We start from the raw sequence: 24,222 nt of genomic DNA, 5'->3' as shown, positions 1-24,222 counted from the left end.
AATGGAAGAAATAAGACCGGGAAAGATCAATAATATTTTCAGATAATGTTTTGATAACTGATAATGAAGATTTCATAGCGTTGAAGTATTCAGAAATTTAAAGAAAAATCATACATTAGTTGGAAATTATTATTGATGTCTCAACCTGAAGAATCGTCTGTTTTTGTGGAAGCAATCCAACGTGATGATTTACACTTACTGAAACGGCTATATGTGCATAACTTTCAACAAGTGAATTACTATATCGTGAAGAATAGTGGAACGGAGGATGATGTGAAAGACATTTATCAGGAAGCTTTTCTGGCCGTATGGAGAAATGTACAGCTGGCACGCTTTTCTCCTGTAGATGAAAAGGAGTTCAGCGCTTATCTTTTCAGAGTGGCAAAGAATAAGTGGATTGATGAACTTCGAAAGAAAAAAACAAGGCAAGTAGTTTTGGTGAACGATTCGATAGATGAGATTCCGTTTCATCAGGAAACAGACGAGACGGATCTCTATATCGATACTGTCAAAAGTAAATATAAACACCTCGGTGAAAGATGTCGTGAATTGTTAAAAAGATTTTACTTTAATAAACAAAGCTTAAAAGAAATAGCCGCTGCTTTCGGTTGGACGGAAGCCAGCGCTAAGAACAACAAATACCGTTGTTTGAAACAACTTCGTGAACTTGTAATGAATGAGGAAAGCAGTATATGAGAAAACCATCTTATGAAATAGCTCAGGAAGAATTGACTTTAATCAGTCAGTACTTATACCATGAAATGGATGAGGCTGCAGTGACTGCTTTTGAAAAGGAGTTACAACATAACCGCTTGCTGCAACAAAAAGTGGAGGAAGTTAAATTATTATTAATTGGAACACGTGAAGCTGACCTGAACGATCGTTTGAATGACTTTCATAAAGATGTTAGAACATCTTCGCGAGATAGTAATGGAAATATACATGCTATGAAACGTTGGTGGTGGGTTGCTGCTTCGGTGCTCGTGCTGGCAATAGCAGGTATCTGGTGGATGCAACCTTCCGGAAGCTCAAACGAACAATTATATAAAAATTTCTTTACGCAGGATATCGGATTACCGGTTGAAATGAGTAATGCCGATTCTGCGCTTTATCTTTTGTATGACGGTATGATCAGCTACAAAGAAGCTGATTATGAAAAAGCATTGAGTAAGTGGCAGCAGGTAACTACCCTGAACGACGAAAGCGATACCCTGCAATATTATTCAGCTATCGCACTGATGAGTCTGAATAAAGTGGATGAGGCTGTAGCAATGTTATTGCCATTGAGTAAATCTTCCGGATCGGTATACCAGGAAAAAGCAGTCTGGTACCTGGCACTTTGCCATCTCCGGTTGAATAAAAGAGACGAAGCCATTGTATTGTTAAAAACAATTCCGGAAAATAAACAATCGCAATTATTGTTGAAAAAACTTGAATAAATATGAAGTGGCTTTTTTGTACTTTTTTCCTGACAAATTTATTGACTTTGTTTGCCAATGCACAGGAAAACAATTACGATAAAGCTGTGCGTACTTATCGTGAGAATAAAATAGACAGTTCTCTTTATTATATTAATTTATCTATTGACCGTCAGGTTCAAAAAAGTCGTATAGATAGCCTTGTATTGGCAAAAGTGCAAAAAGTATTGGTGGTATGGCATAATAACGGGCTGGATTCTGCATTCAGTTTAATGGACACTATCTTAACACTTGCAGAAACCCTTCCCCCAAAATCTGTTGCGCGTGTGGCTGCTTATAGCAGAATGGGACAACTATTTATACAGCAGCATGAATTAGACGAGGCTGATAAATATTTTGTGAAGGGGCTGGCTGCCATTAATGAAAATGAACCACCGAACCGCCATTATATACTTCTCTACAACTATATTGCTGTAAAAAATCTTTTACTGGGTGAATATGCTACTGCCAGAAAGTATGCAGACGATGCATATAATATGAATCTGGCTTTAGAAGGTAAAGACGGATTTACCATGAGTACACTTGTTCAAACACGTTATTACATCAATAGTTATGACGAAAAATATGAAGCCGCTTTAGAAGATGGTAAAGAGTTTCAAAGAGTAATGATGATTCATTTCTCTAAGAATCACCCCGGGGTGGGCACGATGCACAATAGTCTGGCGATTATCTATGAAATGTTACGCAGATATGAGGAAGCACTCTTTCACCGTCAGAAAGCAGTGGATATACAACAGGAAAATTATATCAGTGGTGGAGACGGTTTTCCGTTAGCGGCCGCTTATCAGAACCTGGGTAATTTATATCAATATATCAATGAACCATTTCTGGCACAGGAATATTTACAGAAAGGATCACAGCTTCTTACCAAAACATATGGTGACGATGGTCCGGGAATGGTAAATATTTTATTAGATCTGGCAGTGAACAAAATGAAAGTAGGCCAAATGGAGGAGGCCGGTAAAATATTCGAACGTGCCTATCAGTTACAATTACGGCATGCTCCTTATAATTTATCAGACCTTGCTTATGCTGAAACTTTTTATGGTGATTATTATGTATTAAAACAAGATTACGTTGCTGCTAAAGCCTGGTACCAACGCGCACTGAGTAACTATAAAAAAGGGAAGTCTGAACATACTGAACTGGCTTTGAAAACAAAGCTGGATCTTGCTAAAATACTCGCGATCATGGGAGCGAAAGAACAGGCTCTTGAGTTAACAAAAGGAATTGTACAGTCTTTCCGAACAAAATATCCTGCCGGTAATCAGAGTATTGCGGCTAAGCTGGGAGATATCAGTGAAATCTATTTATCTGCCGGTGAATTGGAGCAGGCCTATCGTTATTCAGATAGTGTTTTTACAGAACTATTAACAGGCCGGCCTGATTGGAAACAAAAAATCGAATGGATACAAAATTTACCTTTTAGTTATAATGTATTGGTATATATCAATACACGTATTGGTATATTAATGCGAATGTATCAGCAGAATACCAATAAAGAACAACTAATTGAATTGCTGCAGCTGGCTGATCAGTATAAAAATTTTATCACCGGTAATCTGCATGCATTCCGATCGCAGGCTGCATTGATTGATTTAGCTGATGTAAATAAACAAATCTTTGCTCAGGCAATGGAGGCCTGCTGGATATTGTCTGAAAAGGGCAGTCAGCAGCAATATGTTCGTAACGCTTTTTCTTTTGCAGAGAGTAGTAAAGGTTTATTACTGAAATTAGCCTCGAACAATATGTTGGTTGAACAAAATATCGATGAGAATCCCGTAATACAAAGAGATCAGTGGTTTAGGGCAAATATTCATACCATCAACCTTCAATATCTTAATGAGGATAGAAAAGATTCATTATTGGGAGTGTTATCATCGGCAATGGAATCGTACCGTTATTTTCAGGATAGTTTAAAACAGGCTGGCGATAATACTTTGTTATTGAAAAATGATATTACTCCGGCAACTCCCGAACAGATAAGGAGGGAACTGTTAAAGAAGAACGAAACATTGGTTGAATATGCTATTACAGAGCAGTCTATATTTTTGTTTGTTTTAACCGCAAATGACTTTAAATTAAAACAAATAGACAAAAAGGTACTGGAACGGGTGGCTCTGTTGCGTAATTTATATGGATTAAAACCGGAGGAGTTTACAGAGAATGCCTATGCTTTATATAAATCGTTGATTCAGCCGGCAGAGCAATATTTTTCTTCTCGCAAACTATTGATTGTTCCCGATGGAGAATTACATTACCTGAATTTTGAAATACTTTTATCAGATGACAAGGAGAGGAGTTTTGCAAAAATGCCTTACCTGATTCAGAAATATGAATTGTCGTATTTGCTCTCTGCTACCAGTGCGATACAGTTTTCTAAAATGAAAAACGGGCGTGATGTTAAAAAGCTGGCTTTATTCACACCGGTTTTTTCAGATGAGATGAAGCAGAATTATTTTAATAGAGCGTCTGATGTATTGGCTGATGAGTCGTACCGGTATTTATTCAGACAGCCATTTGCTTTGACGGGAGCGGTACGTATCGCTACTCTATTACCGAATGATATGTATATTGAACAGGATGCGGAAGAGCGTATTTTTAAAGAAAAAGCAGGTAATTACAGAATCTTACATTTGGGAACACATGCTGAAGTAAATGATCAGTCTCCGTTACAATCCAGGTTTTTTCTGGCGAAAGCTATGCCTGATGATACATTGAATAATGACGATGGTTATCTGCATGCGTATGAGATCTATTCTATGCAATTACGTGCAGAGCTGGCTGTGTTGAGTGCCTGTGAAACAGGTGCGGGTGCCTGGCGAAACGGAGAGGGCGTGATATCTCTTGCACATAGTTTTATGCACGCGGGATGCCCGGGGGTGGTGATGAGCTTGTGGAAGATTGATGAAAAAACAAGTACGGATGTTATTGAAAAATTTTATCAATACCTGGCCAAAGGGAAAAGTAAAAGTGAAGCATTGAGGAGGGCAAAGTTAGATGTCATTAATGGCGAAGATGAATCTCTGGCGCATCCTTATTACTGGGCCGGTTTATCATTGATTGGTGATACAACTCCAATTTATAATAATCTTTCGGCATATTACTCTTTAATTGTAGTGGCTTTGTTGCTACTCACCGGTTTTTTGTTTTACAGGAAAAGAGTCAAATCAAAGCGATGATTAATCTACTACCATTGCTGCGCGTATGATCTTTTTCTCTATCGGCAGGTTCACCATTTCGCTTAATGAATGTTCGATGGTGATACACATACTATTTAATGCCAGGTCATTCGGTTCGGTACCGAAGGGTTCACTAATTTCATCTACAATAGCATCCAGCGCCATAAATGTATATCCGATAAACATCACAATTACAGGTGTCATCCAACCGATGCTGTCAACCAGTCCGAATGGAAGTAAAAAACAAAAGATATAGACAGTCCGGTGCAGTAATACGTAATAAGAGAAAGGGATCGGGTTGTTGGCAATACGTTCACAGCCGCCCACTATATCGGAAAGTTTATCGAGGTTAGCGTCAATTCCCATTTTAGTAATACTGTCAATATGCCCTTCCTGGTGCGCACGATCAATCCAGCTGGCCATTTCTCTTAAAATAATCACCGGTTTGAAATTAGCAGAGTGTACTTGTATCGCTACATCTTCCGGTAACAGTCTTTCAATGTCAGGTGTAGTGTCAGTTTTTCTTAATTGATGTTTTAAAGCATATGAAAATGCTATAGCCATTTTTGCAAACTCATGTGAAGGATATTTATCGGCGTGTAGGTAGGTAGTAACTTGTCGAACAACAGAACGGGTATTGATGATGAGTGATCCCCAGAGTTTTCTGCCTTCCCAATAACGGTCATAGGCAGCAGAGTTACAAAACCCTAAGAAAATAGCCAGTGCTATACCTACTAAAGTAAAGGCGGCAGGATTCAGATTAATTTTATAACTGAAAAGATGGCCATGAAAATGATAAACAATTATAGACACGCCTAATAATATTAATAACCGGGGCCATATTTTGTGAAGTACTGAACCTTGCCAGATGAACAACATCCGGAGCCAGTTCTCTCTTTCTCTGGTGATCATAGTGTTGCTGTTTGAGAGCTGCAAAGATAGGGGAAGCCGGCTGGCTGAGAAAATTGAATTAATCACTAAAAAGGTTTTTTCGCATGGCCGGGCTTCAGTTTTGCATATAATTATTGTAGGAGCAGTAAGTATACCAGCTCTGATTGTTTATTCTTTGTTTTAGCCGAATAACTGTACAAATGGTTGATAATGCTTCTGTGATTTATTGAAAATCATTTATTTGTAGAAGGTGAAGATGTTGTTTAAATAGTTATTACAAAAAATATTCTCTTTACAAAAGTGTTATCAACCGTACATAGGCTTCCCCCTCTAAATGATTTACTTGCTTTTTTCTATTAATTAATTTTTAATAGAACATATTCTCTTCAATTTTGTTAGTAATCATATATTAAAAAAGAACGATTATGGGTTTATTAAACGAAAAAGTAGCACTGGTAACAGGTGCCGGCTCCGGTATTGGTAAAGCTATAGCCATTGCTTATGCTCATGAAGGAGCCAGTGTGGTCGTTTCTGATATCAATGAACAACATGGTCAACAAACCGTTGCTGATATTGAAAGCCAGGGAGGAAAAGCACTCTTTGTAAAGGCTGATTCTTCAAAAGCTGAAGATAATAAAAACCTGGTAGCTGCTGCTGTAGCCAGATTTGGCAGGTTAGACATTGCTTGTAATAACGCAGGTATTGGTGGGCCCGCCCAGTTAGTAGGAGAGTATGATATTGCAGCCTGGGATAAAGTGATTGGCATTAACCTGAGTGGTGTTTTCTACGGATGCCGTTATCAGTTGGAGCAAATGGAAAAAAACGGTGGTGGTAATATTGTTAATATTGCCTCTATACACGGTACTGTAGCAGCTCCGATGAGCAGTGCTTATACCGCAGCTAAACATGGAGTAGTTGGTTTAACAAAAAATATTGCCGCAGAATATGGACAAAAAAATATCCGTTGTAATGCAGTAGGCCCTGGTTATATTCTTACTCCTTTATTAGATGATAACCTCGACGAAAATGCCAAAAAAGCCATTGCTGCAAAAGCCCCGATGAACCGTTTGGGCGATGTGAAAGAAATAGCAGACCTCGTTGTATTTCTAAGTTCAGATAAATCTTCTTTCACTACCGGTAGTTATTTTATTGCCGATGGTGGTTATACCGCAGTTTAAAATAGTGCAGTGATTGATAAATAACGAAGTTGATTGTTTCTTCGTTATAGTGATAAGTTAATAGTAGCTGAAAGCAGGTGGTTGTGTAATGCAATCACCTGTTTCGTTTTATACCCTTATTGTTTGCCCACCGGTTTAATAAATGAGGAATAATGTTTTGCTATTCAATTCTTCGTACCGAAATCAGTAATAGAAACGGTTTTCTTTACCGAAACTCTGTTACCTTTGTGCTTCTTTAGTAATTCATTTTACTGAATCATATGAAATATTTATATTTTTTATTTATACAAGTTCTATTCGTTGCCTGTCAACAAAATAACCGCTTACCTTTTCTGGGTGAGCCTGAGCAGATGGGCGATAGCACAGTATATCCGACCATTGCCGACTTCTCTTTCCTTAATCAGGATAGTCAGTTCGTAAGTAACCGGTCATTAGCAGATAAAATTTATATAGCAGATTTCATCTTTTTATCCTGCCCTACGATTTGTCCGGTAATGACCAGAGAAATGTACAAAGCTTACGAAGCTTTTGAACAGGATAACAGGGTAGTATTTGTATCCCACACCATTGATCCGGTCAGAGATACGATTCCACGACTGAAATCATATGCTGAAAACCTGGGCGCAAAATCCGGTAAATGGCATTTCCTTACCGGTAATCAGGATGAAATTATAGACCTGGCCGAGAAGTCTTATTTCGCAACAGCATTACCAGATAGTACTGCTCCCGGTGGATTTGTACACAGCGGCGGCTTATTGTTAATTGACCGTAACAGACATATCAGAGGCGTTTATAATGGCACTAAACCTGAAGAAACAGAGCGCCTGATCAGTGACATAAAAAAACTTTTGAAAGAAGAATATTAAGGCTAATTTTGCATCGTTGAAAAAACTATTGTCCATATTACTCATTCTTGCTCTACTGATACAAAGTACCGGATACTTATGTATTGTAGGTATGTTTAAGTTGAATCAGGACTATATCGCAAAAAACCTCTGTATTAATCGCTTTGATGCTATTCCTATTTGTATGGGATCTTGTTATCTCGAAGATCAATTCAATTCAAAAGACCAGCAACAACAAAATGCTCCGGATTTTAAAAATGCAGAAGCATTTTTTTACTGTGAGCAGTTAATAAATAAAGAAACATCCTCACACACTATTGCCGGTGATATTCAGTATCCCGAATATGGCGATTACTATATTCCATCCGGTTATATTCATGCTGTATTTCATCCCCCCGCAGCAGCTGCAGTTGTATAATGTTCCGGTAAATTCTCTACGAATGATGTAAAACATCTGTATGCGGTGATAACCATTAATAACGGTTATGCCTGGCAGCGGTATGCTTATTCTTCAAGCGTCTTACTCATGTTTTATTGGTGGTATCATGACTGTAAAAACGAATACAATACCTTCTTTTCAATTGAAGGTACTGGATGAAACACGCCCGTATTGTTGGTTGAGCGATCTGCAACGTATAATAGAAAACTATCCGTTTCTGAAAAAACCTCATCAATTACAGGCGTATACGCTGCTGTTTATTCAGGACGGGAGCGGGTCTCTTCAGGTTGATCAGCATACAATAATGTTGACGCCCGCTTCGGTAATATGCATTCAGCCAGATAATGTAATAAGCTTTTGCATTGAAAACAATATAAAAGCCAAGATGCTCTGTTTTACAGAAAGCTTCTTCTCATTGCGATACAACAATAATGTTTTGTATCAGTTTGAATGGCTCCGGTTCTCAACCGAAAAAACAACAGCATTATCAAAGGAACAGTTTATAAAATGTAGTACTATACTGCAATTTATGAATGATGAATTTCAGCAGAATTACAATCATGGTGAAAAAGTTATCCGCTCTTACCTGAATATTCTTTTGTTTGAACTGGATAAAAACTTTAAACGAGATGTTCCTCCGGTAAAACCTGGTAGCAGTGAAGAAAAGATCATTCAGTTTGAAAAGTTGATCGAACTGAATTATCAGCAGCATAAAAATCCTTCGTGGTATGCAAATCAGTTGCATATTAGTGTTAATTACCTGAATAAATTGTGTCAAACGTTACGCAATAATACAAGTAGTGAAATTATCCGGAAAAGAGTATTGATTGAAGCAATGCGGATGTTGTATTATACTTCATTATCTGTAGCAGAAATTGCTTATGAACTAGGATTCGACAGCTCGTCTTACTTCATTACTTTTTTCAAAAAACATTCAGGTGTTACACCTGAAATGTTTAGAAAACAATAAACAGTTAATTGATTTAAGATGATGATAATTATGAAAAGAAATATATTGATTTTAAGCTTGTTGGTGATTTTTTGTTTTACGGCCTGTACAAAAGAAAAAGAGGTATTAGTAGAAGTGGAGAAAGAAGTAATCGTTGAAAAAGAAATTATTATCGATGCACCAGGTACGCTTACACTTAATTTCCAGTCTAAAGTAGGTGCTGAAAGTTTTGTTCTGAATACCGATTTCAATATCGAAGGAAGAACTTATAATTTTAATAAACTCAGATATTGGATTTCAAATGTAGTTTTAACAGATACGGCCGGTATAGAATATGCTGTACCCAACAGCTATTATTTAGTTGAAAAAACTGCTGCTGTAGTAGTGCAGGATGGTGATTATACCTACCCAGCTAAAGAAAGAGAATCTGTTAAAATTGAAAACATTCCTGTTAGTGAATATATTTCTGTTAAATTCTTTATAGGAGTAGACCCTGTTTACAATAATAATCTGAGTTTACAGGCCGGTGAGTTATCGCAGCTGAATGGTATGACTAATGTTTCATGGATGTGGCATACCAGTTATATTTTTACGGCGATCGGTGGAAAAGTAACGGAAGGCAACGTTAGTAAAAATATTCAGGCTGAAACCGGCTTAAATACAAATTATAAATCTGTAACCATTAATCTGCCAACCGGCGTCAATATCAGTTCTACTGATCCTAAAAAAGCAAACTTTTCGGTAGATGTGGTTAAAATTCTGGATGGTGTTGACCTGATCGCTACTCCTGTAGTGGGTGCTTCACAGGCGCAGGTAATGTCAAAGCTCGCCGAAAATTATACCAAAGCAATTGTTCTGACAGATGTTGAGTAATGAAACAATCTTTATTACATTATATTTTAAACGGTTTTATGACAGGAATGTTATTCATTTCCTGCCATAAACCTGATGTTATTCTGCCAGACGAAGAGCCGGGTGAAACTGCTGCATTTACTATTCCTGAAAACTTTCCTCGGGTAATGATTGATCCGGATAACCCAATGACAAAAGAAGGAATTGAATTAGGAAAGCAATTGTTCTTTGATAAGCGTTTATCAGGTAATAACCAGATTTCCTGTGCTACATGCCATCGTCCTGAATTATCCTATAGTGACGGAGCTGCACTGAATAATATCGGCGTATCCGGAACCACTTTGTTGCGGCATTCACCGGCATTGATCAATATGGCGTGGGCTAATAATGGATTGTTCTGGGATGGAGGTGCTACTAACCTTGAATCGCAGGCATTCGGGCCTTTAACAGCCCATGATGAAATGGCACAGAATCTTTTTGAATTGATTGAGGAACTGATCGTTGTTCCTGAGTATGTTCAATTGTTTGACAAAGCTTTCCGGGCACCTGTTACTGCTGCTAATATTGTAAAAGCATTAGCACAGTTTCAACGCTCATTGGTTTCAGCCAATAGCAGGTATGATAAATATGTGAGAAAGGAAGCCGGTGGATTTTTGAGTGATGAAGAAAAACAGGGAATGCTGCTCGTACAGTTAAAATGTCAGCCTTGTCATGCAACTGACCTTTTTACGGATAATCTTTACCATAATAACGGGCTGGATGACGACTTCTCTGACGCGGGTGTTGATGATATTTATCTGGGGCGTGCAAGAGTAACCTATAGCGATAAAGACATTGGCGCTTATAAAACATCAACTCTGAGAAATATTATGGTCACTGCCCCTTATATGCATGATGGACGCTTTGCTACTATTGAAAGTGTTTTAATGCACTATTCTGAAGGTGTAAAGTATTCACCGTCATTGGCTGCTGAAATGTTTCAAAAAGAAAATGGTGAAGCAGGTATCCCTTTGTCAGAAACCGAAAAGAAAAATATTATAGCTTTTATGAAAGCATTAACCGATACCGGCTTTCTTAAAAAATAATTATAAAAATATTAAAATGAAGTTTGCAAAATTATTGAATGTTTTTGTCGGGAGTGTTATTCTGTTAACTTCCTGCTCTAAAGATACAATTGAACCAGACTATAACGAAGGTAACCTGTCTGATTTATCACTGGAGTTTGACAATATTGTTGGCGGGCAAAAGCTGATTCTGAATAATGTGAATTATCGCAGTGCTGCCGGTGAAACTTATAATATTCAGCTATTGCAGTACTTTATCAGTAATATAAAACTGAAAAAAGCTGATGGTACGGAATATATTGTGCCGCAGGATAGTAGTTACTTTCTCATTAAAGCAGATGATGTGGAAACACGTTTTGCTAAAGTAAAAGTTCCGGCAGGTGATTATACGAGTGTTACTTTTGTATTAGGTGTTGATAGTTTACGCAGTACCATGGATATCAGCCGCCGAACCGGTGTTTTAGATCCCGCAGGCGGTATGGAAGCCGGTATGTACTGGGGATGGAATTCAGGCTATATCTTTTTTAAAATGGAAGGGATCAGTACTGCCGCACCGGTAGACCCGACCGGCCAACATAAATACCGTTATCATATCGGTGGTTTTGGCGGATACTCAGCGCCCACCATTAATAATATCAAAACCATTACAAAAGATTTAACTGAACGGGGTATTGCACAGGTAAGAGCCGGAAGAAGATCGAATATTCATTTTATGGTCGATATCAGTAAAGTGTTAAGCGGTGCCAATACGATTAGTCTTGCTACTCACCCACAGGTAATGTTCAGCGATTTCAGCGTGAATGTTGCAAATAATTTTACAGACATGTTTACGCACGATCACACTGAAAATTAGCGATAATGGGAAAAAAACAATACACGATTATTCTCGCATTCATCACTATAGTGATTGCCTGTAATAAAGATGTGACGGAAGAATTTTTTGCCGGTTTTATAAAACCGGCTCATTTTCCTGATCCCGTATACCGGTTTGCCGATAATCCTGTAACAAAAGAAGGTTTCGAATTAGGAAGAAAACTCTTTTATGAACCACGGCTTTCACGAAACAATACTATTACCTGCGGAAGCTGCCATATTCAGTCATCAGCATTTACACAGCATGGGCACGATGTGAGCCACGGTATTGATGATCGTTTAGGCCGTAGAAACAGCTTACCTATCATGAACCTGGCCTGGATTCCGAATTATATGTGGGACGGTGGCATTTTTGATCTCGACCTTCAACCTATTGCACCCATTACGGCACATGAAGAAATGGATGAGACCGTAGCGAATATTATTAGTAAACTACAGGTACACCCGGAGTATCCGAAACTATTTAAAAATGCATTCGGGTCAGAAACAATCACAACAGCAGCTTTTATGAAGGCTTTATCGCAGTTTATGTTGATGTGCATCAGCAGCAATAGTAAATACGACAGTGTTAAAACAGGAAGAACAAGTTTTACCGTTGAAGAAGCGCAGGGATATACTATTGTACAGCAAAAATGCGCAGGCTGTCATGCTGAACCTTTGTTTACTGATAATAGCTTCAGAAATAACGGTATCGGTATAGGTGCTAATGATGACATGGGGCGTTATGAGGTTACATTAAATGAAAATGATAAATACCGGTTCAGAGTACCCTCGTTGAGAAATCTTGCCTATACGGCACCCTATATGCACGACGGCCGCTTTTATACATTAGATGCAGTGATCGATCATTATAGTTTTACCGTACAGGAAACACAAAACCTCGATCCGCTGTTGAAGCAAAATAATGAACCGGGTATTCCTTTAACTTCTGACGAAAAAAAGAAAATCAAAGCTTTTCTGAATACGCTGAATGATAAAGTTTTTGTAACAGATAAACTGACTGCTGAACAATAATCTTCATAAATAGTAAAACAACATGAAAAATATTTATTCATCTATACTTGTAATCGTTGTTTCAGGCATTTTATCTTGTAATAGTGATCAGGCAAATGCTGAGGAAAATCATGAAATGCATAAGGAATATCCGGGAAAATTATATGCATATGATCCCGATTTATTTGTGTCTTCTACAGATAGTATTTGCAATATGTCTATAATCAAAGGCGCTGCCGACACATTGCATATAAATGGAAAAATATATGGTTTTTGCAGTAGCGGTTGTAAAGATGCTTTTCTGGAAGAAAAAAATACTCATTCTTCTGCCAATAGACACTAGACGTTTAAATTGTAAATTATGAAAAAAATTATTTCTGTTTTGATTATTCTGATAACACCGGTAATGATTTTCGCATGTGATATCTGTGGATGCGGCGTCGGTAATAATTATATCGGTATTCTTCCTGAATTTCAGAAACACGTTTTTGGTATCCGGTATAGAACCAATAGCATGCTTACTCATATCGGTGTTGGAGGTGCTACTACTTATTTAACTACACAGGAAAATTACCGCATAACTGAATTCTGGGGTGGATGGAATATTAATGAGAAGTTCCGTGTAATGGCTTCTCTGCCTTATAGCTTTAATGAAAAAACAAACCAGGGAATTACCGAAACCAAGAATGGAATTGGTGATGCGAGTGTTTTCGGTTTTTATCAGTTGTTGAACAAAAGAAATTCGCACGGAAATAGTTTGTTAGTACAAAGTTTATGGTTAGGTGCCGGTGTTAAATTAGCTACCGGAAAATACAATCCGGCCGACCACCTGGCTACCAATGCCTCTTTAAATTTATTTCAGCTGGGAACGGGTAGCTATGATTTTAATATTCAGGCTATGTATGATATCCGTTTACAGGATGCAGGTATTAATGTTACGGGTGGATACAAGATGAACACCGCTAATAAATACGATTATCAGTATGGTAACCGCTTTAATGTAAACGGACAGTTTTATTATAAATTCAGAACCCGTCAACAAATACTGATTGCACCAAATGCAGGAATGCAATATGAAAACTCTTCGGTAGACAGAGACGGTACCATACAGGTAGCCAGTTCCGGAGGAAATTTATTACTGGGAACAATCGGCCTGGAAACGGCCTTTAAAAGAATTTCCCTGGGTGGAAATTATCAGACACCCTTATCTCAGAACCTGGCAAAAGGAATGGCAAAAGCACAAGACAGATGGATGATACATGTTGCGATAGTATTATAAAGCGGATTTGAACTCACCATTCAGCAATTAAATAATAACTACAGTTCAATTATTGATCTGATAATTGACTATCTTGATGTTGAACAATGTAAAACATGAAGAAAATGAAGTGAATAAGGATCTTACGGCAGCAACACTGTAGCTTCATTCTCTTCTGTTTCTACTTATTTCTTCATGTTTTCATCATTCACTTATATAAGTAAAAGATTGAATTTCGAATCAATGTTTCTTAGGTGATTCAGCGTTGTTCAATTAATATTATTTATAGAAATAATTTTTTCGGCAATACCTTCTGGTAATTTTATTTCTGAATGTTTAATATCTTAGTAAAATGAAGTATCTATTGATCATTTTATTTGTGATATTGAACTGTAGCAATATTCAGGCTAAAAAAAATGCAGGCACTATAGTGGAATATGATTTCATCGTTGCCAAAGACGGCAGTGGCGATTTTGTATCCATTCAGGAAGCCATTGACGCTGTACCTGATTACCGGCGCGAACAGACTTTCATTTTTGTTAAAAGAGGATCTTATAAAGAAAAAATCGTTCTGGCAGAAAGCAAACAGAATATCTTTTTTGTGGGCGAAGACCCCTTACAAACCATCATTACTTACGATGATTTTGCCAGCCGCCAAAACCGCTTTGGTGAAAATATCGGAACTTCAGGATCTGCCGGTTTTTATATCTACGGAATTAATATTCATTTTTCAAAGTTAACTTTTGAGAATACGGCCGGGCCGGTAGGGCAGGCTGTGGCTGTACTGGTAGCCGGAGATAAAATACAGTTTACCGATTGCCGGTTTATAGGGTATCAGGATACTTTATACACTTATGGGAAACAAAGCCGTCAATACTATTTACGGTGTTACATAGAAGGAACCGTAGATTTTATTTTCGGGTCGTCTACAGCCGTGTTTGACAGTTGTACGATCTTCGGTAAAACAGCAGGCTATTTCACAGCGGCCTCCACACCACAGGAAAACGCCTTCGGATACGTTTTTCTGCATTGCAAAATAACCGGTAATGCTCCTCCGGGAAGTTTTAAACTGGGAAGGCCCTGGCGGCCTTTTGCTAAGACTGTTTTTTTATACTGCCACATAGATGAAATAGTAACTCCGAAAGGGTGGGATAACTGGGGTAAAACAGATAATGAGAAAACCGTATACTACGCTGAATATAAAAATAAAGGAAATGGCAGTTCGGTGAAAGAAAGAGTAAGCTGGGCAAACATGCTTACTGAAAAAGAAGCATCTCTCTATACGCTTGAAAACATTTTCGGCGATTGGAAACCAGCCCGTTACTAATAACCTATCTCTGTTTTAACAGATTATAATCACTAAAGTATGGTTTTTGCAGTAATTAGATAAATAGACAACCAAATACCAACATCTATATAAACTGATTACTATGGAAGATCAAACAAATATAACAGTCAGAAAAACTGTTGCAAAGAATATATCGCTCGGTAATTTCAAAGCAGCCTATGATTACCTCACCGAAAATGTAGTCTGGAATATTGTTGGTGAAAAATTACTGGCTGGCATTGATCATGTAAAAGAATATTGCGAAACAACAGCTGCTTATTTCGAATCGGTTGAAACTGACTTTATCATTGAGAAAATAATTGAGGATGAACATCATGTAGTAGTTACCGGTAATGCGCGCTTCGTACGTGATGGCAATACGATAGCAATCATTTCGTCTTGCGACGTATATGAGTTTAATGCAATGGATAAAGTAATTGAGATAATGTCTTATTGTATTAAACACAACTAAATAAATTAAGAATTAATAATTAAGAATGTTGTTTCTTCTATAACTGATCAGATCAACATTGTTTGCGTGACAGATAACCATACAGCTAAAGATATTATCTGCACCAGTTCCGGAGCAGTTGCTTCAGTGCACAATGAATTCTGCAAGAGATTCTATGCCTGATCATATGCACGGGAAACACTATTTACATCTTGCCTGAAATAACTTATATTTATAGAAATTAAACCATCCATCATGGCGTCTATCAAAAAAGAAGATATTCAACAAGAAGTGTTTGATCTGTATGACGATTATGCACACAACCGTCTGACGAGACTCGATTTTGTGAAAAGACTTTCTACCTACGCTGTAGGTGGCCTGACCGTTACCTCTTTAATGAGTTTTCTGATGCCTGATTATGAAGCTCAAATTCAGGTGAAAGAAAACGATCCCCGAATTATTACAGAATACATTCATTATCAATCTCCTAAAGGAGGAGGTTCTATTAAGGCCCTTTTATGTATACCTAAGGATGCTAAAAAGAGAGTAGGTGGAGTGCTGGTTGTACATGAAAACAGAGGATTAAACCCCTATATAGAAGATGTTGCACGAAGAGCTGCCGTTGCAGGTTTTGTAAGTCTTGCTCCCGACGCATTAACCCCCTTAGGCGGTTATCCCGGCAATGATGATGAAGGTAGAACCATGCAAAGTAAAAGAGATCGCAATGAAATGTTAGAAGATTTTATTGCCGGTGCTGAATACCTTAAAAAACACGAAGCCTGTAATGGAAAAACAGGAGTGGTAGGATTTTGTTTCGGCGGCTGGATATCCAATATGATGGCAGTAAGAATGCCCGACCTGGATGCCGCTGTTCCTTACTATGGCGGACAACCGCCAGTAGAGAATGTGCCTGATATTAAAGCACCGCTGCAAATACATTATGCATCACTTGACACTCGTGTAAATGAAGGATGGCCTGCGTATGAAAAAGCACTGAAAGAAAATAAGAAGGAATATCAGATGTATATGTATGAGAATGTGAACCACGGATTTCACAACGATTCTACACCGCGTTTTGATAAAGCTGCAGCAGAGCTGGCATGGAACAGAACAATAGCGTTTTTCTCTGCTAAACTTAAATAAATGAAATATTTAAATCATTAGGTAATAAACATCTCCTCAAGGCCTCGACGGAAAAATTTTTCAGAAGAAGGAATTCAGCAATCAAATAATACATGATGCCGGATTCCTTTTTATTTACCGGTATAACACTATTCACCTGCGAACACATTTTTTTTAATATTTTTTTATTGTTGTAACAATATGATTGATTCATAAAATATTGAACAAAACCGAAGTAACTCATAAGTGGTTTCTATTTTTATTTGATTAAGTACACTTAATAAGAAAAATGTATTTTTTAGCTTATAAAGTTTACACTTAGTCGAAAATATATGTCTACATTTGTTTCAGACTAGTGGTTCATCTGGTGTCTTTCAACCAGGCATATTACTTCCCCCCCCAAATGGTTTTCATCTGATGGATAAAGCGGTATCCATAGTAATCTACTGTAACTGAAGTTCGTCTCTCAACGGACAATATTTTGTTGGCCTGCGGATATCTCTGCGGAGAGATAGAAAACGTATGCATTCAACGATGCCTTTTTATTTTATTTTTTAAAATAGAAATATCGATGTTATCAATAATACATAGATGCTTATGCATGCTGTGCCTGTTATGTATTTCTTTGATAAGCCAGGTACTTCATGCTCAAAATACATCTGAAGAGGATGTATTGTCTTTTTCTTTTGAAAAATATCAGAAGAAAATGACTGATAAATTTTTACATATAGAAGGAGAGTTGAATCGAAAAACTAAAAAAATATTCAACAAGACAGAACAACGTGAAAAAAAACTACTCAGAAAGATTTTAAAGAAAAATCCATCTTTTACTGCAGAGTTACTGAGTGCACAGAATGAATTATTGGTCAATACATTGAATGGCCCCCGTTCAACAATGAAAATTCCCTACATAGGTTATCTGGATACGATTAAAACATCTTTTGCTTTTTTGTTACAACGACATTCCGGTTATCCGGATGGTCAGTTAAAATATTTGGAGCATATTGAACAGCAATTAGGAAAGGCTGAAATACTGCGTAAATATTTGAATAGCCGGCAAATTATCTTTCGTGAAAAGTTGTCGGAAGTGTCACTGTTGAAAGAAATGAAAAGGTTTAATAAAGAAATATACTATTATACAGAACAACTAAAAGAATATAAATCCATCATTAGTGATGCTAAAAAATTTGAACAAAAAGCCATCAATGTATTAAAAAGTATGCCTTCGTTCAATCGTTTTTTTAAAGAAAATAGTGAGCTGAGCGCATTGTTTAATCCCATGCAGAATGATATTTCCGGTATAGCGCCTGCTTTCGGTGAATTACAAACCAGAGCTGCCGTTATGCATTATATACAACAGCAAACAGGAAATACAGTTGACGCAGGGAATATCCTTCAACAGCAGGTTACACACGCAGAAACAACACTGTCTGCTTTGAAGAATAAAATAGATCAGTTGCGCAACAGAGATACCGATCTTGAACTTCCAGATTTTAACAATCATCCGCCATCAACAAAATCTTTTTTGAATCGATTAGAGTATGGTGTCAATTTCCAATCTGAAAAAGGAACGAATCAATTGCCTGCCAGAAGTGAAGCTGCTTTCACTGCCGGGTATAAATTGAATGATAAAAGTATTGTCGGGATAGGAGGAAGTTATGCCGTATCATGGGGGCAACCTTTCCGGAATATAAAAATAAAACATGAAAGTGTCGGATTGAGATCTTTTATAGACTGGAAGTTAAAAGCAAGTTTTTACCTGAGCGGTGGTTACGAAAAAATTTATAACATCGGCTTTAACAGATTTTCAGAATTGCGCGGTGCAGATAAATGGGAGGAAAGAGGTTTGCTGGGAATTTCAAAAAAATACTCAGTAGCAAAGAAAAAAGGGTCTCTTCAACTGCTATGGAATTTTTTATATGACCGCCAAACTGTTCAACGGCAACCGCTCATTTTTAGAATGGGATATACCTTGTAAAAGCATTCATGATTTGTAAATGAAAATTAATTAATCTGAACATAACTCAAGATTATGCCAAAGAAGCTTACCTATATATTCTTACTTTTTTTACTGTTTCCATTGTATTGCTATACTCAATATGACGGCTCTTTGCCATATGCCAAACCCGTTACACCCACTATGGCTGCGTTGTACAAGACTGCAGAACGGCCGGTTGGATCATTTACAGGAACAACACCTATTACAGTTCCTTTATATACCATTGATGCAGGAAAAGTAAAAATACCGCTTTCTGTTAATTATCATAATGGCGGCATTAAAGTAGAAGAAATTGCCGGAAATGTTGGTTTGGGCTGGAGTTTTTCCGGAAACTGGAATATCACAAGAACCGTGAGAGGTGCACCCGACGATCTGCCCGGTATAGGTTTCCTGCATATTACTACCCGCCCTTCTCATATGAACGGATCTTCCGGAACACTTAAAGTGGATAGTGTTCTGAGAAACTATATTGACGTAGAACCGGATATTTACTATTTCAATTTTAATAACCATAGCGGCAAGTTTTCCTTTAATGAACAAAAGGAGATCGTCATCATGAATCAATTGAATATAAAAATTGAACCGGTATGGTTAAACAAAGCTCCGTATGGAAATATTATTCAGGGGTGGATTGTTACCGACGAAGATGGAATAAAATACTATTTAGGATTGAATAAACTTAAAACAAAATCTTATCTCGACAGAACATTATCCGATTTTGTGAGCCTTGGTTTTGATAATAGCCGCCCGTACCCGATTGAATATTTCTCTACCTGGCATATGTCTGAAATATTTGACATGAATGACGAAAAAATATGCACCTATTCTTATGATTCAACGAATACGTATACTTATAATTATTCCGGAGGATACTATAATTTAATCGCCGGTTATAATTTATGGCAGTGTAAAACTTCTGACTTTAACTCGGATAATGTTTATAGTGAAATCAATGCCTGGGAGAAAATGCTCAAAGAAATAGAAACGAATACTGAAAGAGTTGTTTTTTATAATTCGTACGGAAGACAGGATGCTGTGAATTACCGCATCGATTCAATCCGTATTAATGATATCAATAATAACCTGCTGAAAAGAATCCGTCTGAATTATAATTATTTTCTTTCCAGCGGTGCTTCAACCGGTTTCGATGCAAACCGGAAAAGATTAAAACTTCTGAATATCTCTTCTTTTGGAAATGTGGGTACCGATAGCCTGACACACCGCTTTGACTATGTGGAAACGACCAGTCTGCCACCAAGAAATTCTCCTGCAGTGGATTACTGGGGTTTTTACAACGGTAAAACTTATAATACTTCTTTTTTCCCGAATGGTTCTTATAGCGGATATGGAAATAGTGTAATGGTTGATAATCTCGGTGACAGACGCAGCGACCCTTATTATACACCGGCAGCAACGCTCAGAAAAATAACCTTTCCCACCGGGGGCTATCGCGAATTTGTTTATGAAAATAATGATGCCTTATATGATCTTGTACATTCTCAGGTAAAACCCGATGCCAGATATTATCAGACCGAATATTTTGACACCAGCTCGTTTAATACGACCAATCCCTGGGAACCTGCTTATAAACGTTCATTTACTATCAACACAGCTGAAGAATTCAGTGTTTTCTATTATTCTCTATGGGGTTATGGGTTCGGCAGTTTTTCTGTGAAAATTATAAGAGTTCTGGGGCCTTCATCTGAATATACCGTTCATGAATTCTTTAATCAGTATAATGGCAATTATTCTCTACCGAGCGGAAATTACCGTTTAGAATTTAATTATGATTACCTGTATAGTACTTTCGACGAAATATTCTGTTACTGGAATCAGCTGAATCTGAACAAAACAAACTCCAATTTTCATGGCAGCTATTCAGCGAATAATATGTATGTCGGCGGTGTCAGGGTAAAAGAAATAATTGATTATGATCCGATAGCGGCAAAGTCTTACAAAACGAAGTACAAGTATAAACAATTCAGAGATACTACTTTAACCAGTGGTATTTTAATCAGCCCGGTGAGTGTTTTGCATAAAAACGGCTGCGAAAATCGTTATTGCGATTATTTACGTTTATCAGCAACCAGTCAGTTTCCTCTGGCAACAGAAGGTGGTTCTTATGTTGTTTATCCTGAAGTAACTACCATCGAAGAAGGTTTTGGTAGAAGAGAACAAACCTTCAGCTTCAGGTATGATAATGAATCGCAATGGGTAAACATGTACGAGTTTCCGGTTTTACCTCCACAGGATTTCGGTTTTATGAGAGGTAAACTACTTATGGAAAAAATATATGATCAAAACAACTTGTTGCTCAAAAAGAATATTACACTCTATCAGTTGATGAATCAGATACCGGCCGCAGACTGGGATTATGATTTTGACCAGGACGTCAATTTATATGATTATTTAATAAAAGGAACTGTAACAGGGTGGAAAGTAGCCGGCTATTATCAGGTGCCAATGTCTTGCCCGGGTTTACCAGCTAACTTACCCTGCGTGTTTTGCGGAAACCATTATTACCACGAAAGCATTATTATTGCTCCAAGAATGACGATTGAATCTACTTATACACCGGCAGGCAGGCAGGATATCAGAACTGATTATGAATATCATTATTCAGCCGGCAGGCCACAACTCAAACAAACCAAAACCTTTCTTGACGACAAAATAAAACTCACGAACTACAGATATGCATTCAATGGTAATGGAGATTTTTTAATGGGATTAACCACCCCTGAACAACAAATGAAAGACTCGCTCTTAAAGAGAAATTTTCTGAGGCCTTTAGAACAAACAACCTATGTACTGTATGGTAGTACTGATTATTTGCTGAACGGTATTAAAACAGCTTTCTCTTTTTTTAATACTACAGATATTCAACCTTCATCGGTGAAAAATTATACTACATCAGCTGATTATGATGAAATTGTTTTGGCAGCATATGACACGAAGGGTAATATACTTAGCAAATATGCAGGAAACGATGTACGTGAATCATTCATACGTGGATATAATGATACTTATATAATAGCTTCTGCATTGAATGCAACGCCTGCTGAAATTATTTATGCCCCGCTGAATGAATTTTGTCAGGAATACAAAGGGTTGAGTTCTACAAATGCTTTTAATATCACAGCAGCAACAAATGCACCTGTCGGTACAAAAGCATTGAGTATGGCTTCTCAAACCGGAACAATCAACCTTGCACTTACGTTGAATTCTTCTGATACTTATGTATTGACTTATTGGGAAAACGGTTGTGTATTGCAGGTACAACAGACAGCGGGAGGTATTACCGTACTTTCAAATGAAATACTAAAAACCAAATCGTCGTGGAATTTACGCCGGGTTAAGTTTACAGGAGCAACTACTAATCTGAGATTTTCCTTTACACCTGCAGGTTTTGTACAGGAAATTCGTATGCACCCTGCAGATGCACACATGGAGACCTTTAATTATAAAATTGGAGCAGGCGTAACTGTAAAAACAGATGCGGCACTCAATACTACATTTTATGAATACGATCATCATCAGCGATTAAGAACAATCAGGGATATCGATAAATATATCTTAGGTTCTTATTGTTATGATTATGCTGCACAACAAATCAACTGTGAAAGCGGAAATGCCGGTGTTGCTGCCCTTCTTTTACAGGATACTCAGGAACCTCAACAAGTACCCGACCGCATAGAGAATGATTATAACACCCTTTACGCACGCCTTCAGTATGAGAATCTTTACACTACCTGGGATGCAACATACGCAGATGTAACCATTCAGTTATACAAAGATGAAGCCTTTATGATTCCGGCAAATGATGCTGCTGTTACAGTAGAATACGAAGTAATGTCTGTTGATCCTAAAGGTAAATGGACATATCCTTATGAATGGTCATTCCATTCATTTATCACTGAAGGGTCGAATAATACGATTCTGTTGAATCAGAGTGTTTATATCAATTCTCTTATTTACACCGGTACTTTACAACGAAATATATATTCTCTTGTTGCAAGGAAAGATTATAAAGTCATCTATTAAATAGTAAGCCATGAAACTTAAACTGTTTTTTTTAATCGCATTCTTATTGAGCTTTTGTTCGGTTATGCTTGCACAACCGACAAACAGATATGGTGATAGTGCAACGCTGAGAAGAGCCTCTATGGAAGCATCAGCTATTGCCGGCGATTTGCAGCTTTCTCAGGATCAGCAAAAATCACTGGAAAAGGTATTGGACACTTTTTATTTCAGAATGCAACTTTTAAATGAAAAGTTTGCTGATAGCAAATCTGCTGCTACAAAAAAGAGAGATGAAATGAGAAGGGTATATGTTGAAAGAGAGAAACGTATTGAGTCTGTATTGAATGAAGTACAATGGAACAGGTATCTTTCTGGCATGAATGAACGCCGTTACCGTTTACTGGCGGATACTGCCTTGAGCCGCAGTATCGGTACTTCTATTATCCATCAATAAAGGAATGTTATGCGTTTGCCGTATTTTTTGTTGCACTTACTGCTGGCAGCTATTTATTCAATAGATGCCAGCAGCCAGGTGGTGCCGGTGGTTTCTCCCACAGTGCCTGCACCCACATTGCCAGTGGCAGCCGTTCCTGCAGCTTACAGCAGTACATCGGTTAATAAGCTATACAGTTGGATACCTGCCCGGCCGTTGACCGCAGAAACAGATGTTCGGCTGTCTACCCGCAGTATTGCAGAAGTTCGTTTGACTGTGCAGTACTTCGACGGCCTGGGCAATCTGTTGCAGCAAAGTGCCAGAAAAGCGAGTCCTGCGGGTAAAGATATTGTCACACCGTTCTTATATGACTCCATTGGACTGGTCNGTAACACCGGTATTGTATGACTCGATTGGTTTGGTGAGTTTACAATACCTGCCTTTTGTTTCTGATACGGTGACGGGCCGTTTTAATCCACACCCTTTTTCAAAACAGTCCACTTTTATGAGCAGCCAGTATCCGGGAGAGTCCGTCTACTACAGCAAAACGGTGTATGAACGCTCGCCGCTGCACCGGCCCTTGTCGGTACAGGCAGCGGGCAACAGTTGGGCGGGTTCGGGTCGTGGTGTTTCCACCAGCGAAGAATTAAACAGTGCTGTTNCGTGGTGTTTCCACCAGCGAAGAGTTGAACAGTGCTGTTGGGGAAGTGCGCCGGTGGGAAGTTTCTTTAACGGCCGGTTCGGGTCCCTCCACCCCGGGTTATTATGCCATCGGCACATTAAGGCGTATCACCACCACCGACGAAGACGGTAAACGCAGTGTTACTTACATCGACCGGGAAGGCCAAACAGTGCTGCGTAAAGTTGA

General features: G+C 38.0%; 22 protein-coding genes. 21 read left to right on the top strand and 1 reads right to left on the bottom strand.

The genetic code is table 11. The features are described from left to right. The first annotated feature begins 135 nt into the window (after positions 1 to 135). The 3 genes from D9O48_RS17575 to D9O48_RS17565 are packed head-to-tail and all read left to right on the top strand — an operon-like array spanning position 136 to position 4,660. Entirely contained in the window at positions 136 to 696 is a 561-nt protein-coding gene (locus D9O48_RS17575; protein ID WP_126974307.1) for an RNA polymerase sigma factor, read from the top strand. Then, complete coding sequence (locus D9O48_RS17570; protein ID WP_126974306.1) at positions 693 to 1,439, top strand: tetratricopeptide repeat protein; 747 nt, start codon at positions 693 to 695, stop codon at positions 1,437 to 1,439. The genes D9O48_RS17575 and D9O48_RS17570 overlap by 4 nt, the downstream gene beginning before the upstream one ends. 2 nt (positions 1,440 to 1,441) lie before the next feature. Further along, the gene (locus tag D9O48_RS17565; protein WP_126974305.1) at positions 1,442 to 4,660 is read left to right on the top strand and encodes a CHAT domain-containing protein; all 3,219 of its coding nucleotides are present in this window, start codon (positions 1,442 to 1,444) and stop codon (positions 4,658 to 4,660) included. On the opposite strand, the gene D9O48_RS17560 is transcribed toward D9O48_RS17565, so the two are convergent. Continuing rightward, positions 4,661 to 5,572: a bestrophin family protein gene (locus tag D9O48_RS17560; protein ID WP_126974304.1), complete on the bottom strand. Its 912-nt coding sequence runs from the start codon at positions 5,570 to 5,572 to the stop codon at positions 4,661 to 4,663. A 404-nt stretch (positions 5,573 to 5,976) separates the two neighbouring features. Here D9O48_RS17560 and D9O48_RS17555 point away from each other — a divergent pair, with 404 nt between their 5' ends. The 18 genes from D9O48_RS17555 (at position 5,977) to D9O48_RS19155 (ending at position 24,168) form a co-directional block, all read left to right on the top strand. Next, positions 5,977 to 6,729 (top strand): SDR family NAD(P)-dependent oxidoreductase, encoded by a 753-nt coding sequence (locus tag D9O48_RS17555; protein WP_126974303.1) that lies wholly within the window; start codon positions 5,977 to 5,979, stop codon positions 6,727 to 6,729. A 260-nt stretch (positions 6,730 to 6,989) separates the two neighbouring features. Next, positions 6,990 to 7,595: an SCO family protein gene (locus D9O48_RS17550; protein WP_126974302.1), complete on the top strand. Its 606-nt coding sequence runs from the start codon at positions 6,990 to 6,992 to the stop codon at positions 7,593 to 7,595. 16 nt (positions 7,596 to 7,611) lie between these two features. Beyond that, positions 7,612 to 7,992: a hypothetical protein gene (locus D9O48_RS17545; RefSeq protein ID WP_126974301.1), complete on the top strand. Its 381-nt coding sequence runs from the start codon at positions 7,612 to 7,614 to the stop codon at positions 7,990 to 7,992. A gap of 127 nt (positions 7,993 to 8,119) precedes the next feature. Beyond that, on the top strand, positions 8,120 to 8,983 hold the full coding sequence (locus D9O48_RS17540; RefSeq protein ID WP_158624932.1) for a helix-turn-helix domain-containing protein: 864 nt from the start codon (positions 8,120 to 8,122) through the stop codon (positions 8,981 to 8,983). Between the two features lie 30 nt (positions 8,984 to 9,013). Next, positions 9,014 to 9,835, top strand: a complete 822-nt coding sequence (locus tag D9O48_RS17535; protein ID WP_126974299.1) for an MbnP family protein — start codon at positions 9,014 to 9,016, stop codon at positions 9,833 to 9,835. Beyond that, entirely contained in the window at positions 9,835 to 10,899 is a 1,065-nt protein-coding gene (locus tag D9O48_RS17530) for a cytochrome-c peroxidase (protein WP_126974298.1), read from the top strand. The genes D9O48_RS17535 and D9O48_RS17530 overlap by 1 nt, the downstream gene beginning before the upstream one ends. Before the next feature lie 16 nt (positions 10,900 to 10,915). After that, positions 10,916 to 11,731, top strand: coding sequence for an MbnP family protein (locus D9O48_RS17525; RefSeq protein WP_126974297.1), 816 nt, complete (start codon positions 10,916 to 10,918; stop codon positions 11,729 to 11,731). 5 nt (positions 11,732 to 11,736) lie between these two features. Then, positions 11,737 to 12,765 (top strand): cytochrome-c peroxidase, encoded by a 1,029-nt coding sequence (locus D9O48_RS17520; protein ID WP_126974296.1) that lies wholly within the window; start codon positions 11,737 to 11,739, stop codon positions 12,763 to 12,765. 22 nt (positions 12,766 to 12,787) lie between these two features. After that, positions 12,788 to 13,087 (top strand): hypothetical protein, encoded by a 300-nt coding sequence (locus D9O48_RS17515; RefSeq protein WP_126974295.1) that lies wholly within the window; start codon positions 12,788 to 12,790, stop codon positions 13,085 to 13,087. Between the two features lie 18 nt (positions 13,088 to 13,105). Beyond that, complete coding sequence (locus D9O48_RS17510) at positions 13,106 to 14,023, top strand: transporter (RefSeq protein WP_126974294.1); 918 nt, start codon at positions 13,106 to 13,108, stop codon at positions 14,021 to 14,023. Between the two features lie 331 nt (positions 14,024 to 14,354). Beyond that, positions 14,355 to 15,329: a pectinesterase family protein gene (locus tag D9O48_RS17505; RefSeq protein WP_126974293.1), complete on the top strand. Its 975-nt coding sequence runs from the start codon at positions 14,355 to 14,357 to the stop codon at positions 15,327 to 15,329. A gap of 103 nt (positions 15,330 to 15,432) precedes the next feature. Then, positions 15,433 to 15,801, top strand: coding sequence for a nuclear transport factor 2 family protein (locus D9O48_RS17500; protein WP_126974292.1), 369 nt, complete (start codon positions 15,433 to 15,435; stop codon positions 15,799 to 15,801). Between the two features lie 234 nt (positions 15,802 to 16,035). Then, positions 16,036 to 16,923 (top strand): dienelactone hydrolase family protein, encoded by an 888-nt coding sequence (locus D9O48_RS17495; RefSeq protein WP_126974291.1) that lies wholly within the window; start codon positions 16,036 to 16,038, stop codon positions 16,921 to 16,923. Between the two features lie 685 nt (positions 16,924 to 17,608). Then, entirely contained in the window at positions 17,609 to 18,880 is a 1,272-nt protein-coding gene (locus D9O48_RS17490; protein ID WP_126974290.1) for a hypothetical protein, read from the top strand. 54 nt (positions 18,881 to 18,934) lie between these two features. Continuing rightward, the gene (locus D9O48_RS17485; RefSeq protein ID WP_126974289.1) at positions 18,935 to 22,942 is read left to right on the top strand and encodes a hypothetical protein; all 4,008 of its coding nucleotides are present in this window, start codon (positions 18,935 to 18,937) and stop codon (positions 22,940 to 22,942) included. A 10-nt stretch (positions 22,943 to 22,952) separates the two neighbouring features. Beyond that, positions 22,953 to 23,375 (top strand): hypothetical protein, encoded by a 423-nt coding sequence (locus D9O48_RS17480; protein WP_126974288.1) that lies wholly within the window; start codon positions 22,953 to 22,955, stop codon positions 23,373 to 23,375. A 9-nt stretch (positions 23,376 to 23,384) separates the two neighbouring features. Next, positions 23,385 to 23,762: a DUF6443 domain-containing protein gene (locus tag D9O48_RS19090; RefSeq protein ID WP_126974287.1), complete on the top strand. Its 378-nt coding sequence runs from the start codon at positions 23,385 to 23,387 to the stop codon at positions 23,760 to 23,762. Continuing rightward, positions 23,722 to 24,168, top strand: coding sequence for a DUF6443 domain-containing protein (locus D9O48_RS19155; protein ID WP_394343561.1), 447 nt, complete (start codon positions 23,722 to 23,724; stop codon positions 24,166 to 24,168). The genes D9O48_RS19090 and D9O48_RS19155 overlap by 41 nt, the downstream gene beginning before the upstream one ends. Positions 24,169 to 24,222 lie beyond the last annotated feature (54 nt).

Source organism: Gynurincola endophyticus (assembly GCF_003991195.1).
GTDB classification, from domain to species: Bacteria; Bacteroidota; Bacteroidia; order Chitinophagales; family Chitinophagaceae; genus Gynurincola; species Gynurincola endophyticus.
Note: the sequence above shows the minus strand (reverse complement) of the source record. Positions and strands in the feature narration are given on the sequence as shown.